Genomic DNA, 14,954 nt, shown 5'->3' with positions numbered 1-14,954 from the left:
TTTGCCATTGCTCAACCTCCCATGAAGAGGCCAAGCGTACAATGTAACGAACTTCAGTTCCAGGTGACTAGCGGAACAGCTGCAATATGTTCTGAGAGTCGGAGTTGGCGATTTGGAGCGCTTGAACCGCGAGTTGCGCCTGCGTCTGCAATGCCTTGAGCCTTGTCGATTCCTCGTCCATGTCGGCGTCGACCAGCCGGCCGATTCCCGTGTCGACGGTGGCCATGAGCTTGCTGGCGAATTCGGACCGCATGTCGATGCGCTTCCCAATCGCCCCGAGAACGGCCGCTGCGTCGATGATCCTTCCCGTAACGGTCTCAATGTAGGTGATGTAGGAACCGACCGTATCTGGGTTCCGCTCGATGTCGATTTCGAGGAAATTCATCTTGGGGATGGGTTCGATGTTGACCTTAATCCCCCAGAAGCCGATCCCGCTTTTCTGTCCCGACTTCCTGTCGATGGCCGGGTCCGTTCTCACGCTTACAGTGCTGCCATCAGTGGCCTCGATTATGACATCCGGCCGGGCGATAAGGGAATTCAGGAGCGTCGCCATGTCGGCCGAGGTGGCGACCACGCCGTCCTCGGCGCCCAGCAGCGAGTTTACGTATGCCTTGTCGAACGAGTAGGACACGGAACTCTCGTTGTCGACCCGCAAGCTGAAACTGACGACGACATCCTCGAAGACCTCGAACTCTTCGAAATCGAGGGTCATCGAGGAGCTTCGGACGCCGTAGTCCACCGAAGTGCTTGCCAGCCCCCCGCTGCCGACGGTGCTTGTGAGACCGGTTATCTGGATCGAAGAGCCGTCCAAAGTTGCGTTGCCGATGTAAACGATGCCGACGAGATCGGGGATATCGACCTTGATCTTCGTCTGGTTCGGTGGATCGTATTTCCAGTATGTCGTCGCGGTCGCCCCTGAACCGGAGAGAGCGTAGCTCAAAACCGAGGCATACTGCTTGTAGGTCGAGATCACGCCATTCGCCGACGGGAGGACAGCATCGACCGTCGCCCTGTCGATCGCGATGGAGGTTGTCTGCCCTAGGTAGTACGGCGCGAGAATGCCGTCCGCGGGATTGTCCGCATCAATGGTCACGTCGAAGGATATCTGGTCGCCGACACCGAATGTGAGCGGACCGCTGAAGGTGAAAATGTTGTCGGATGGTGCCGAGCCACTCGTGTTGCCGGCGCTGTAGGTGCTCATCGCATCCGAGCTAGTGGAGAAGCGCAGTCCGCCGATGGTCCCGAGGTCACGAGGGTCGGCCTGGAGAAGCCCTCCTCCCGTGCTGTTGAACAACGCCACCTCGGACAGATTGACATCCATAGTTTTAACGGAAACGCCGCCTGCCGCGTCCCTTGTGAATGACGAGATGGTCGAAGCTCTGTTGAGGGTTCTGTCGTATATGTCGTCGATGTCGGTGTTCAGCCAGTTGGCCCCGCTGAAGCTCGCTGACGTAGCGATACTCTGGACCTGTTCCTTCAATTGATTCAGTTCGACCTGGATTTTTGCCTTGTCGACGCCTTCCTCCTCGGCGGCAATGATTTTCGCCTTGAACTCATTGAGGACGTCGATGACGGCATTCACTCCCGAATAGGCGACATCCACTTTCGCCGCGCCAAGAGCAAGTGCATCCGAAACCGCCGAGATCGCCATGTTGTCCGAACGCATGGTCGTCGAAATCGACCAATATGCAGCGTTGTCGGCAGCCACCGCGACGCGCAACCCGGAACTGACGCGACTTTGCGTCTCCGCGAGATTTGAGTTGATCGACCGCAGCGTCTGCAGTGCCGCCAAAGCGGAGGAATTTGTAAGGATGCTCGTCATGACGAAATGGAGGATGCTCAAAAATGATCGGTGTCGTCATGACGCCAAACCGGCCTGATGCCTCGGAGGGACTATGGTTCATGAAGAGTTAACAGAGAAGGCAATGAGGGAGGGGGAAAATACCCACGGAGGCTACCTATCTCTTGAGCTTCCCTAGTTTCAGGGAATATCTCCTTCGCTCACCGCAGGAAGTGCCGTGCAGCCGCGGCATCAGACTCACAATTTCGACGTCCCTTCCGAAGCGGCGACCGACATCCCGGCGATCTATCCAGCCCGAGTGGTTGCACCTCAAGCACTTACCGCCAAGCATGTACCACTCTTCGAGTTCAGAAAGTCTGACTGTGAAACAGCACCAAAGTGGGACCCCGGCGCTCGGCGGTATGCCATTGAGAATAAAGAAGGATAAAGCAATTTCAGAGAGGAGCCCCGATCGACGCCGATCGAGGCCCGGTCAGAATCGCAATTTCTCTTTGTCGTCAGTCGGTTATCCGACCTTTTGGTAGGGGTCACATTTCAGTGCTGTTTCACACGCAGACCGCATCAAAGGCGTTGGTTAATGCCCGATGGATTGATCTTGCGATGAATACCGTAGCCGACGCGCGCGACTCGGATTCTTCCTGAGTGAAGTCTACGAGTACCCTCTCGGGGACTTGCTGGATGGCAGCAACGATTGGCGGCAACAGATCGCCGGCTCTTGCCTCCTCCGACTTCCGACGAAACTGGAAGTACCCTCGCGTACCGACAAATATGTGAATTGCAATAGCCGCTACGCTGCTGGCTCGCTCGACCAGAAGCATGCCCCGCAAATCATCCTCAATTTCCACCAGCAGAATCTGGATCGTTGATGGATTGATGTCGCGACGCAATGTTCTGTCTCCAATGGGCGCCAATTGGCCCTCGCGTACTCTCTTGTTCTGCGGCCAAGGCGGTTGGTTATCGACGTGCGGATCGCAAACCCGAACCCCGTCCGGTCCTCGCTCCCGCCGGACTGAAAATGTCCGCATCGTGGTATTTGCCGCCTTGCGACTGCCTCCGACTGCAACACCAAAGCGACGACGCAAGCGAAGGCAAAGCCTGACGATAGTGAACGCGGACTGAAGCTCGTTCATCCCCCAAATGAGGGATGTAATGGAAGGCTCCTTTGTCCAGATTCCCTGGACGGACACGATCTTGTCCGCTCGAATGGAGAGGGAAATGAACTCAGCAAGACTCCTGGCAATCGGACTCGTCGCGTTGGCGACATCGGCATGCGCTCAAACCTTAACGGCGGAGCCCGGCCCCGGCACACTTGCTTCAGGTGCAAAGGTTCTTGTGGATGACGGAACATGTCCGGAAGGACAAATCAAGCAAGTGACCGGCGGCAACAACGCCTTGGGCATCAGCCGTAGACGAGAGTGCGTTGCCCGTTCCAGCTAACAACGTCGAGGTCAGCAAGATCGGCACCTGACCTTGCGCCAGCTATTCTGGCTTTGAAATGATCGGGATCTTTTGGGTGCCTTCTAAGGAGATACATTGTGGCAACATTGAATTTCTATTTTCCCGGCGGCAAATATCCGCAGAGCTATACGCCGGCGATTAGCGGTTTTGACTTCAATCCTCAGTTTGGCGAACTGGTCGACCTCGAGACGGCCACGCTTGTCAGCAAGTCATCCACGCAGATCCGATACCAGTTGGATAACGGGCTGAAGCTGACCATCACAGGCTCGGGTTTCACCTTCAACGCGGCCGGCGAAGCCACGGGCGGAACGATCACTAAGTTCGAACTATTCCAGAGCAACGGCACGACGCTGGTGCAGTCATTGACGGGCCTCAGCCACTCGCTTGTCGCCCTTGAGGACGCTGTGGAGGCTTACGATGCCTGGGGCGTGCAGAAATGGCTGCTGAACCGCAGCGACACCCTCAACGGATCCTCCGGCGCCGACGATATGTACGGTTTCGCCGGCAACGACACGTTCAAGGGCAATGGCGGCGACGACTTTTTCGTGGGCGGAGAAGGCAAGGATAGCTATGACGGCGGCAGTGGCTACGATCAGTTGAGCTTCGATGACGCCTACAACAACACCAATGCCTTTAAGGGAATTGTCTTGGACGCCATCGCGCGAACAGTCACGGATCCTTACGGCAACGCAGAGACCTTTACGAGTATCGAGTCCTTCCGCGGAACGCAGTTTGCCGACAGCATGAAGGGGTCGAGCCTTGGAGAGGAATTCATGGGCCTTGGCGGACGTGACACCATCGATGGCGGCGGCGGTTTCGATGTCGTGCGCTTTCATCGCGATGAACGCTTCGGTGGCACGGCCGGCGTCAAGGTCAATCTCGCGACAGGGGTTGCGACCGACGGATTTGGCAAGCAGGACAAGCTGACCAGCATCGAGGGCGTACGCGGCACGGATTTCGCGGACAGTCTGACGGGCAGTACCGTCGCCAATTTTTTGAGAGGTGACGGCGGCAACGACACGCTGGCCGGGGGCCTTGGCAACGACACGCTGGTTGGCGGCGGCGGCAAGGACACTTTCTTGTTCAACACGGCGCCGAACGCATCGAGCAATGCCGATAAGATCGAGGACTTCAGCGCCGCTGACGACACCATTCGGCTGGAGAATGCGATCTTCACCGCAATCAGCGGAACTGGGACGCTCACTGCCGCGCAATTCGTCAAAAACACGACCGGCTCGGCAGCTGACGCCAGCGACCGCATCATCTATGAGACGGATACCGGCAAACTCTACTACGACAGTAATGGGAATGCGGCAGGCGGCTCAGTGCATTTCGCAACGATCAGCACGAATCTCTCCATTACCAATGCGGATTTCTTCGTTGTGTGAGGTCCGGCACAAGGGCGCGATCCAACATCGGCATGCCGGATGTTGTCACCCGCCCCGTCCAGCTTTTCCTTGAACACGCATGAAAACTTTCGGGCAACGCGGGTATTGATTAGGGCCGTGTCTCTGGAATTGGTGTAGAGTCGTAGCTCGTCAGTCGCCGCGCTCTCCGAAGTGCTGCGCTGATTGGCGCGCCACGGCGGGCAGGTTGATGAGCGGATCGTCGCTCATCGACCTGATGGCTTCCAGCGTCATGTCGCGGGCCAGCTGCACGGCCCATTCGTCGTTGTCTTCGAGGAGCAAATGCGCCTAGCGTGGACGGTTGCATCGTTATCCGGAAAGTAGCCGGCGATTTTGGTGCGCCCTCTTGATCATCGCCGTTGTACCTATCGATAAGAGTTACGCAGTACAGTCGATTGCGGTGTACTTGGGAAAGCTCACATAGGCGAGCACGTTCTGCCCGCTTCATCCATGATCCGGTCAGGGACAATCATTTCGGCTGAAAGAGTCGAACCAGTTCAAGTTGGCTGGAGATTCCCAGTTTCGAGAATATGGATTTCAATTGCGTCCTTACAGTTTCGCGCGAAATCCCTCGTTCCAAAGCGATTTCGCTAACTGACATTCCTCCGATTATTGCGCGGGCGACACGAAGTTCACCAGGGGAGAGGGCGAATTCATTGATAAACTCGGCCGCAGCACTGCGCAATTTGATCAGTATCGCAACTGAGGGGCCGGCCAAGAATTCGCGCATCTTGTCCGTCTGCATTCGGACCATGGTAATGTCGTAGGACTTCATCGTATTGCTGGTCTCCGCGCGATATACAGAACCCCTCGATTGCCGTTGACAAAGGTCCTTAAGCATCTCCTGGAGCCGGGTCTTCTCGAAGACGATCCGGTTCGTTGGCGTAATGCGTAGTCCGCATCGTTGACCAATAAACTGCTCTGCGGTCTTGTTGAGCGTTTTCAGTTGGGCGTCTTCATCAATCAGGATCAAGCCGGTCCCCGCTAAGTCAAGGAGCGTACATTGCGAATTAGCTTCATCACTGGCCTTAGTGCCTTTCCGGTAATAGGAGAACGCGCGAGCAATGTGGGGGGACAGCTCGGTAAGCAATTTCGCTAAGTCCGCACTCGCCTCGTGATCCCGCGCCGACATTAACGATGTGAGGACAAAGGAACGCCCCTTGTCGCGGAAGATTGTTATACCTGCACCACCCTCGAGGCCGATTTTACGCAGATAGTCGTTGTAAAATTCTGTTTTGCGGAGTTGTTGCGCATCGAACATGTAGTCTGAGGTAACACCTTTACCGACGGGGCGCACCGCAGCTTTCGCCATCCAGGGGTTTATCAGATTGTAGTATCTATTGTAGTCAGTTATCTCTTCATCGGTATATCCCGCTGCCAATGAAAAGTAGCCTTTGCGCACGACGGCATCATGATACATGAACGTCGTCTTTCCATGACGCATAGAACCGTTCAAATGATCTAAAAATTGTTGCCACTTGCCGTGTTCAAGTAGCGATCCATAGATCAACTCCACCAGTTCTTCATGGAACCTGGTGTTTCCTGCCTTTTTATACATACGTGCCCCTCAACCACCGAGCGCATGGTCGCATAACAGTTCAGCTCGCACAAGTTGATTGCCTCCTTAGTAAGGCGGCATCGGCATATCGAGTTACTGGAGAGCCACCATTCTCGTGGCAAGTTCTACAAAGTGCACGCCGCTCATTAGCGGATTTTTGGCGTCTAATCCGCAGTTTGGCGACCTGATCGATCTTCAACAACGCCTACCAGCAGACCAATCACTCAGATCTTGGAACGCTGGATTCTGGCGCAACGATCGGTGCCTTGTCGTCAGCGGCAAGATGGAACGCATTCTCCGCGAGCAGCGAAGATCGCTCCTCTCAGACGGCTAGGATCGCCAATTGATGGCGGTCCAGTTGACAGTGTGTAAGCAGCAGATTCTCGCCAAGCGTCAGCAAACCACGCAGTCCGCTTAGAGCTCATTTGTCAGGCTCGAATTATGGGGGGCGCTTATCGAGCCTTCAGCTCACCCGAATGGAAGGCAAGCTGCCGAAGCGCCGCGCAGTGGGATAACCTACGCATGCTTCGATCATATGCGGTGGCCCTCATCGACGCACCCAGACGCAACGCTGCTGATTTATCGCTTTTGTTCATCCCCCATTTGGGGGATGCGCGGCCGGCACTTCTCATGGTTGAGCTTTCTTAAGTCATCGCTTTTTTACGCCGTCCTGCAAGCAGCACCGACGTTCCGGCGATGTGTTCTTGCAAGAGCGTAGTTGAAAAGATTTGAGAGGGGCAGCAATGCAGGTCTTTAATTTCAGTGAGATTGTTGGCAATTCCATCACGTTCTCGTCAACGCAGGACTCTATCAGCTTTGAAGGCTGGTTGCCGGCGCGCGACCTGCGCTTTGCCCAGGAAGGAAGCGACGTCGTTGTATCGACCAGTTATGGCTCCTTCACTTTGCTCAATACGGATGTGTCATCCCTTTCGTCTGCAAACTTCAACTTCGCAGACGGAAGCGTGGCTTTGTTCGATAGTGCCGCCGGCCTCCTGATCGGTACTAGCGCCAACGACTATATCGACATCCGGAGTGGCGGAGACGATATTGTTTCGGCTGGCGATGGCGACGATGTCATCTATGCGGGAAGCGCGCTCAACGGGTCCGACGAGATCGACGGCGGCGCCGGCTCGGACCGGCTCATTGTTTCAGGTCCCGATGAAACGGCTGTAGAATTTACGGCAACAACCCTTACAGGCGTCGAGACAATAGAAATACAGCGGGACACGTCTGTATCTCTACAGCTGGATAACGCCGCTGTTGCAACTGCGCAGGACGCCACTTTGACGATCGATGGCTCGGCGCTTTCAGAAAACGATATCCTTGTGGTGGATGGCTCGGACGTTGCCGGGGGCAGCCTAATCGTCACAGGCGGCGCCGGAGGAGACACTCTGATTGCCGGCAGCGGCAATGATCAGCTGACCGCAGGCGACGGCAAGGATACCGTTGACGGTGGCGATGGCAATGACGTTCTCAACGGGGGCCTCGGTGGCGATACCCTAACCGGTGGATCAGGCGATGATCGTTTCGTCTTCGGTTTGGGCACTCCCAGAAGCGACAGTTCGCCAGTCGATCCCAACTTAATTGATGTCATCACCGATTTCGAAGGTGCTGGTGCCGCTGGCGGGGATCTGATCGATCTGCCCGCTTTCTGGCAGTCCCTTCCGCTCGTCTTCGCGGGAGAGGCGCCACAGATCTTCGTGCACGACAACATCGGCCAAGATGGCGTGCAGATGCCAGAGGAATGGGTCGGAGACGGCCTTGCAGACGTCTTATGGCAGCATGTCAACGGCCGGGTCGAAGTCTGGGTCGACGCGAATGACGATGGCCAATTCAGCGAAGGGGATCTTCTCTTCTACTTGAATGGCATCCAGTCCCTTAATGAAGATGATTTCGTTGATAATTTTGTGGCTTGGAGGGGCACTGCTAGCGACGATGTCCAGTCCTTCGACAGCAAGGACAACATCGCCTATGGCGTTGACGGCGACGACACGCTGTCGGGTGAAGACGGCGACGACGCGCTTTACGGTGGAACCGGCAATGACACGCTCTCGGGCGACGCCGGCAACGACCAGCTGATCGGCAACGACGGCGACGACACGCTGTCGGGCGGCGACGGCCAGGACAGTCTCTTTGGCGAGGCCGGCAGCGATACGCTCCACGGCGGCAACGACGGCGACAGCCTCTATGCCGCCTACTGGACCACCGACGATATCGACAGCGTCAATACCCTGAACGGCGATGCCGGCAACGACTACCTCTTCGGCAACGAGGGCAAGGACACGCTCAACGGCGGCGCCGACGACGACCAGCTCTACGGCGGCGGCAACGACGACAGCCTCAACGGCAATGACGGCAGCGACTATCTCGAGGGCGGCGACGGCGACGACACCCTCGACGGCGGCACTCTCGGCGATATGATGGCCGGAGGCGATGGAGACGACACGTATATCGTCGATAATGTCAATGACGTCGTCACGGAGCAACTCGACGAGGGTGTCGATACGGTAAAGACTGCCCGCAGTTACACACTAGGATCGAACCTCGAAAACCTCGTGTTGACTGGATCGGCCACCGTCAGCGGAACGGGCAACAGTCTTTCGAATGCGCTGACTGGGAACGCAGCGGCCAACACCCTCACCGGTGGCGCCGGCAACGACACGCTCGACGGTGGCGCGGGCGCTGACGAACTTATCGGCGGCATCGGCGATGACGTTTATGTCATTGACGGCACAAACGATCTCATCATCGAAGTAAGCGGCGAAGGGGCTGACACCGTCCAGACGAGTATCAGTCTGACGCTCGCGGCGGAACTTGAGAATCTGACTCTCACCGGCACGGCGGCGCTCGAGGGTTCCGGGAACAGTCTCGCTAATGTACTTACAGGGAATGCCGCCGACAACGTCCTCGACGGCGGCGCGGGCAACGATACGCTAAACGGCGCAGCCGGTGCTGACACACTGATTGGCGGCCTCGGCGACGACACCTATGTCGTTGACGACGCCGCGGACATCATCACCGAAGCGTCCGGCGGCGGTACCGATACCGTGCAGTCGAGCGTCAGTCTGACGCTAGCGGCAGAGGTCGAGAACCTCACCCTCATCGGCGCCGCTGCGCTGAACGGAACAGGCAACGGCCTCGCCAACATCTTGACCGGCAACAGCGCCAACAACGTCTTGAACGGCGGCGCTGGCGCCGACCGGCTGATTGGCGGCCTCGGCAACGACACCTATGTCGTAGACCATGCCGACGACATCGTCACCGAAGCGGCCGGCGGCGGCACCGACACCGTCCAGTCCAGCATCAGCCTGACGCTCGCTGCAAACGTCGAGAACCTCACCTTCACCGGCTCGGCGGCGTCGAACGGTACCGGCAACAGTCTTGCCAATACGCTGACAGGCAATGACGGCAACAACGTTCTGAACGGCGGCACCGGCGCCGACCGCTTGATTGGCGGCCTCGGCAACGACACCTATGTCGTCGACAATACCGGCGACGTCGTTACTGAAGCGGCCGGGGGCGGCACCGACACCGTCCAATCGAGCATCAGTCTGACACTCGCGGCCGAGGTCGAGAATCTCACCCTGACCGGCTCGGCAGCGCTCAATGGTACCGGCAATAGCCTTGCCAACACCTTGACCGGCAATGCCGCCAACAACGTCCTGAACGGCGGCACCGGCGCCGACCGGCTGATCGGCGGGCTCGGCAACGACACCTATGTCGTCGACAATGCCGGCGACATCGTCACCGAAGCGGCCGGCGGCGGCACCGACACCGTCCAGTCGAGTATCAGCCTGACACTCGCGGCCGAGGTCGAGAATCTCACCCTGACCGGCTCGGCAGCGCTCAATGGTACCGGCAATAGCCTGGCCAACACCTTGACCGGCAATGCCGCCAACAACGTCCTGAATGGCGGCGCTGGCGCCGACCGGCTGATCGGCGGGCTCGGCAACGACACCTATGTCGTCGACAATGCCGGCGACATCGTCACCGAAGCGGCCGGCGGCGGCACCGACACCGTCCAGTCGAGCATCAGCCTGACACTCGCGGCCGAGATCGAAAACCTCACCCTCACCGGCTCGGCAGCGCTCAACGGTACCGGCAACGGCCTCGCCAATACCCTGACCGGCAATGACGCCAACAACGTCCTGAACGGCGGCGGCGGCGCCGACCGCTTGATTGGCGGCCTCGGCAACGACACCTATGTCGTCGATAATGCCGGTGATGTCGTCACCGAAGCGGCCGCTGGTGGCACCGATACCGTCCAGTCGAGCGTCAGCGTGGCGCTCGCGGCCGAGGTTGAGAACCTCACCCTCACCGGCTCGGCGGCGCTCAACGGCACCGGCAATAGCCTCGCCAACACCCTGACTGGCAATGCCGGCAACAACGTCCTGAACGGCGGCGGCGGCGCCGACCGGCTGATCGGTGGCCTCGGCAACGACACCTATGTCGTCGATAGCGCTGGCGACGTCGTCACCGAGGCAGCCAGCAGCGGCACCGACACCGCCCAGTCGAGCGTCAGCCTGACGCTCGCTACAAACGTCGAGAACCTCGCCCTCACCGGCTCGACTGCGCTGAATGGCACCGGCAACGGCCTCGCAAACACTCTGCTCGGCAACAGCGGCAACAACATTCTGAACGGGGGGGCGGGAAGCGACAAGCTGACCGGAGGACTTGGCAACGACACCTTCTTCTTCAATTCGACGCTGAGCGCCTCGACCAACGTGGACAGCATCACTGACTTCAACGTCGCTAATGACACGATCCGGCTGGAAAACGCTGTCTTCACGGCAATTGTGGGCACGGGAACATTGACCGCGGCGCAGTTCGTCAAGAACACCACCGGCCTGGCGGCCGATGGCAGCGACCGGATCATCTATGAGAGCGACACCGGCAAACTGTTTTACGACAGCAACGGGAGTGCCGCCGGCGGTTCAGTTCATTTCGCGACGGTCGGCACGAATTTAGGCCTGACCGCCGCAGACTTCTTCATAGTATAGGTGGCGCATCGGGAGCCGCGTCAACCTTCGTCGCACTCCCATTTCATCTTATGGCAGCCCGTCTGGATGAACGCGTTCGATCGCTCGGTTCAGATCAGTGGCTGGTGGCGTCGGGAAATACAGCGATCACCTTTGCATCGATCGCGCCGTCGGCATCCATCATTAACGCAATATAATCTAAATTATTATAATGCAGATTATAATCCTCTGGATTAAGCGGAGGCGGATCTGAAATTCGTGGGCAGGGAGAGAGAGCTAAAAGCGTTAAAAAGCGAGTTCGCGGCGAATCCGTGAGACTGGACGCAATTTTACGCCCCGCGAAGCCAAATGAACCTTGCAATTCTGGAATCATATTCCATAAATGCAAGGATGATTGACCGCCATATAACCACCACGCTGATAGAACTTGTCAATGCAAACCCCGCCGTCGCGCTTATCGGCCCGCGACAGGTGGGGAAAACGACTCTTGCACTCGCTATCGCTAAGCGGCGTCCCTCGGTCTACCTCGATCTTGAGTCCGATGCTGATCGCGCCAAGCTCAGCGAACCGGAGCTCTACCTCGAGCAACACGTGGACAAGCTCGTCATTCTCGATGAAGTCCATCGCCTCCCGAACCTCTTTCAAAACCTGCGTGGACTGATCGATCGCGCGCGGCGATCGGGTAGAAGGACCGGACAGTTCCTCTTGCTTGGATCGGCCTCCATCGACTTGTTGAAACAATCCGGGGAAACCCTCGCGGGCCGCATCGCCTATCTGGAGATGCACCCAATCGACGGTCTAGAGGTCGCCGATAAAGATATCATCCCTCTCTGGGTAAGAGGTGGGTTTCCAGACAGCTTCCTTGCCGCCAATGACCGGTTAAGCCAGCGCTGGAGGCAGGACTTCATCCGAACATACCTGGAGCGGGACATCCTGCAGTTCGGCCCCCGCATTCCAGCCGAGACGCTCCGGCGCTTCTGGACGATGCTCGCCCATCATCAGTCGGGACTTCTCAATGCCGCAGAATTTGCTCGCTCGCTCGGGGTCGACGGCAAGACTGTAGCGACTTACCTCGACCTGCTCGTTGATTTGCTACTTGTGCGGCGCCTGGAGCCCTGGCATTCCAACGTAGGCAAGCGCTTGGTTAAATCACCCCGCGTTTACGTTCGAGATAGCGGGATGACTCACACCCTCCTCGGACTGGCAAACCATGAGCAGGTCCTTGGACATCCCGTCGCCGGCGCAAGCTGGGAGGGTTTCGTTATCGAGACATTAGCCGCGGCAGCGCCCTATGGCAGTCACTTGAACTTCTACCGCACAGCGGCCGGAGCCGAAATCGATCTCCTCATAAAGCCTCCCGGGGCTCGCCCTTGGGCAATCGAGATCAAACGCAGCCTCGCTCCAAAAGTGGAAAAGGGATTTTACCTTGCCTGCGAAGCAATAGACCCCGACAAACGCCTCGTCGTTTATCCAGGTTCGGAAATATTTCCTCTAAGGGACGGTATCGAGGCAATGCCGCTTTCCGCTGCTGGAAAACTCCTGCGCGATCTTGCCTGAATCCTTGAAACATACACCTCCACCCGAGGTTCGGAATGCTGGCCGAGGGGCTCTCTTTGCAAAGAGGCCGCAATCTCCCGATCGATCATCTACGAAACGCAAGCCTCGCCCGTTTACGCTGTGCGCGCCGACCATTCTATTTAGGCCTACAAAGCTACGTGCGAAACGGCATCATGCCATGTAGCATCGGTCATCATCGGCTATTCAAGCGGGATGCCTGTACCTGGGAGATGACGCTGCTCTCGCCCACTCGAAGGCGCTACCCGTTGGAACAGCGACCGATTTCCCCTGCAGAAGTAGCTATGATCAGCCAAGCGTTCGATCAGTTGCTGGAAGAATATCGTATCCCTCCCGAAAGCGAAGGGGCGGAAGCCCTCGCTTCAAGGCTCTTTACGATCTACCAGAATGGAGTGCACGATATCGACTTGCTGAAGAAAATTGCCATTGAGAAGATGTAGGCTCGTAAAGAATGCGACCCCGCAGGTCGAACTTGGTGACGATCAGCACCTCGCCCGATTCCAGTCGATCCATGGGTCGTGGTCTTACGCGTAGCCGACGCAGAGATACTCCCGCGCGAATGCGGCTGATCCGCGAGCCTCCACCTGTCCGTGTTACAATCCGCATGGGTTCCTCATGGGGCGCGCGTTGAAAATAGCACGATTTGGTGCTATTTTTGATGCGGCGATTGGAGCAAAACATGCGGTCAACCATCAATATAGACGATAGCCTGATGGAAAAGGCGAAGGCCCTGACCGGCACGAAGGAAACGGCGGCGGTCGTTCGGCAAGCACTGGAAACGTTGGTCCGGGTGGAAGCAGGCAAGCGTCTCGTTGCCTTGGGTGGCACTATGCCCGACGCCGAGGCTGGCCCGCGTAGGCGGGCCGAAAAGTGAGGCTAGCCGATACTGGAATCTGGATCGACCACTTCCGTCAAGCTGACCCACAACTAATCCAAACGATAAAAAACGATATGCTGCTTTGCCATCCGGCCATACTTGGCGAGCTTGCCTTGGGAAGCCTGCGCAACCGTGAGGTTACGCTCGGGTTCTTGGCGGTCCAGCGGGAGGTCACTGTCGCTACGCATGATGAAGTGATGGCAATGATCGATGAACACCAACTTTACAGCATGGGTATAGGCTACACGGACGCCCACCTGCTCGCGTCAACTCTCATCGACAGCCGCGCTGAGTTGTGGACACGAGACAAGCGACTGGTCAGGGCCGCGAAAAAGGCAGGCGCGCTTGTTGTTTCCGACGTCACTAGGCCCAACTAGTGCACCGAAAATAAAGGGGAAATCTGTGAATTCGACCCACTCGTCGCTATTTTCCTTAAACAGCGGGCGTGCGGTTGACCGCCATATCCGCAGCAGGTGGGCAGCGGCATTCAGTCCGTGGAGGCTAGAGGGTTTAGGCCGGCTTGAATTCGCATCGACAGATGCCGTGCGGTGCACGACTTCGGATTCCAAGCTTCTTCTTCGAAGGTCCCAGTCGTATGGCGACCCCGGTTGCGATCTCGGCATCACGACTGATAATTTTAGGGTTGTGAGTGCCAACTAAAAAAGAGCGTACCAGGCGCAGGCGCTTTAGCGCCGAAGCCCGTTCGCGCGCAGCTTGACCGGTTAAAAGGGCAGCCGCAGGAGGGTTAGCGTGAGCGCCGCCCGAAGGGCGGAACCCGGGACCGACTGCCCCCGGCAAGCTGCTCCGCTTGAAAGCGGCCACCCAAAGCATGACCTCACCCACAAGGACGGCAAAGCGACCCTTGGCGCGCCCTCGTCCCGCTCCGCTCTTGCTATCGACAGCCTTTCGCACGCCGCGCCTACGAGAAATGCAGTCTTGGCAATCTTTGTCGATCTCCCTGGCGGCGTCATCGTGAGGTGTAACGTTTGGTTTGCGAATGAAGGCAAACCCGTGGGGACGATTAAGATCTTTCTCCCTGATTCAACGAAGCGCCGGGTCGAGACGCGACTGTAGCAAGGCACGTTCAGCAACACAGGTGACCTCACTGCTCAAATTCCAATGAATTCAGGCAGTAGACGGCGAATCGGCTTTGTCCTATCGGTTGGGCATGAGATCGAGCCTCGAACATCTGCCGGAGAAGAAGCAGCGCGAGCTCACTCGCGCGGTCGAGATTATCCATGAAGAGTTTTCTAACGCGCTCGAGGGAAGCTCGGCCGCCTTCAAGAAGCGCGGGCGAATC

General features: G+C 57.7%; 11 protein-coding genes and 2 pseudogenes. 8 read left to right on the top strand and 5 right to left on the bottom strand.

Going from position 1 to position 14,954, the window contains the following annotated elements:
* Positions 1-67: 67 nt before the first annotated feature.
* The 3 genes and pseudogenes from N181_RS35655 to N181_RS30610 all read right to left on the bottom strand — a co-directional run bounded on the left by N181_RS35655 (position 68) and on the right by N181_RS30610 (position 2,688).
* Entirely contained in the window at positions 68-385 is a 318-nt protein-coding gene (locus tag N181_RS35655; RefSeq protein ID WP_440531379.1) for a flagellin, read from the bottom strand.
* Between the two features lie 891 nt (positions 386-1,276).
* Positions 1,277-1,822 (bottom strand): annotated as a pseudogene (locus N181_RS35650) (flagellin N-terminal helical domain-containing protein); the annotation flags it as partial.
* A gap of 524 nt (positions 1,823-2,346) precedes the next feature.
* The gene (locus N181_RS30610) at positions 2,347-2,688 is read right to left on the bottom strand and encodes a hypothetical protein (RefSeq protein WP_060564150.1); all 342 of its coding nucleotides are present in this window, start codon (positions 2,686-2,688) and stop codon (positions 2,347-2,349) included.
* A 250-nt stretch (positions 2,689-2,938) separates the two neighbouring features.
* Between N181_RS30610 and N181_RS35635 the strand changes: the two genes are divergently transcribed.
* Both N181_RS35635 and N181_RS30605 read left to right on the top strand, forming a co-directional pair.
* Positions 2,939-3,238, top strand: coding sequence for a DUF6719 family protein (locus N181_RS35635; RefSeq protein ID WP_370036520.1), 300 nt, complete (start codon positions 2,939-2,941; stop codon positions 3,236-3,238).
* 98 nt (positions 3,239-3,336) lie between these two features.
* Positions 3,337-4,647: a calcium-binding protein gene (locus tag N181_RS30605; protein ID WP_037436296.1), complete on the top strand. Its 1,311-nt coding sequence runs from the start codon at positions 3,337-3,339 to the stop codon at positions 4,645-4,647.
* A gap of 150 nt (positions 4,648-4,797) precedes the next feature.
* Here the strand turns inward: N181_RS30605 and N181_RS33610 are convergent, their stop codons facing one another.
* Positions 4,798-4,947 carry a hypothetical protein gene (locus tag N181_RS33610; RefSeq protein WP_050994782.1) on the bottom strand — a complete coding sequence of 50 codons (150 nt, stop codon included), beginning with the start codon at positions 4,945-4,947 and terminating at the stop codon, positions 4,798-4,800.
* A 187-nt stretch (positions 4,948-5,134) separates the two neighbouring features.
* Positions 5,135-6,223, bottom strand: coding sequence for a LuxR C-terminal-related transcriptional regulator (locus N181_RS33875; protein WP_037436299.1), 1,089 nt, complete (start codon positions 6,221-6,223; stop codon positions 5,135-5,137).
* A 968-nt stretch (positions 6,224-7,191) separates the two neighbouring features.
* Between N181_RS33875 and N181_RS35290 the strand changes: the two genes are divergently transcribed.
* The 6 genes and pseudogenes from N181_RS35290 to N181_RS35145 all read left to right on the top strand — a co-directional run.
* Positions 7,192-11,223, top strand: a complete 4,032-nt coding sequence (locus N181_RS35290; protein ID WP_210172822.1) for a beta strand repeat-containing protein — start codon at positions 7,192-7,194, stop codon at positions 11,221-11,223.
* A 369-nt stretch (positions 11,224-11,592) separates the two neighbouring features.
* The gene (locus tag N181_RS30585) at positions 11,593-12,759 is read left to right on the top strand and encodes an ATP-binding protein (RefSeq protein WP_037436316.1); all 1,167 of its coding nucleotides are present in this window, start codon (positions 11,593-11,595) and stop codon (positions 12,757-12,759) included.
* A 266-nt stretch (positions 12,760-13,025) separates the two neighbouring features.
* The gene (locus tag N181_RS34350; protein WP_037436320.1) at positions 13,026-13,217 is read left to right on the top strand and encodes a hypothetical protein; all 192 of its coding nucleotides are present in this window, start codon (positions 13,026-13,028) and stop codon (positions 13,215-13,217) included.
* Between the two features lie 239 nt (positions 13,218-13,456).
* Positions 13,457-13,651 (top strand): type II toxin-antitoxin system VapB family antitoxin, encoded by a 195-nt coding sequence (locus tag N181_RS30580; RefSeq protein WP_037402653.1) that lies wholly within the window; start codon positions 13,457-13,459, stop codon positions 13,649-13,651.
* A complete protein-coding gene (locus N181_RS30575; RefSeq protein WP_037436311.1) occupies positions 13,648-14,031 on the top strand; it encodes a type II toxin-antitoxin system VapC family toxin in 384 nt (127 codons plus the stop codon). Before N181_RS30580 ends, N181_RS30575 begins: the two co-directional genes overlap by 4 nt.
* Before the next feature lie 791 nt (positions 14,032-14,822).
* A pseudogene (locus tag N181_RS35145) lies at positions 14,823-14,954 on the top strand (nucleotidyltransferase); the annotation flags it as partial.

The organism is Sinorhizobium fredii USDA 205 (genome assembly GCF_001461695.1).
GTDB lineage: Bacteria > Pseudomonadota > Alphaproteobacteria > Rhizobiales > Rhizobiaceae > Sinorhizobium > Sinorhizobium fredii.
The sequence above is the reverse complement of the archived record's forward strand: the minus strand, read 5'-3'. Positions and strand labels throughout refer to the sequence as shown.

Bases quoted from the DNA above. Each gene is read 5' to 3' on its own strand.
- N181_RS35655 (WP_440531379.1), bottom strand. From the start codon at position 385: ATGAATTTCCTCGAAATCGACATCGAGCGGAACCCAGATACGGTCGGT.
- N181_RS35635 (WP_370036520.1), top strand. From the start codon at position 2,939: ATGAGGGATGTAATGGAAGGCTCCTTTGTCCAGATTCCCTGGACGGAC.
- N181_RS33875 (WP_037436299.1), bottom strand. From the start codon at position 6,223: ATGTATAAAAAGGCAGGAAACACCAGGTTCCATGAAGAACTGGTGGAG.
- N181_RS30585 (WP_037436316.1), top strand. From the start codon at position 11,593: ATGATTGACCGCCATATAACCACCACGCTGATAGAACTTGTCAATGCA.
- N181_RS30580 (WP_037402653.1), top strand. From the start codon at position 13,457: ATGCGGTCAACCATCAATATAGACGATAGCCTGATGGAAAAGGCGAAG.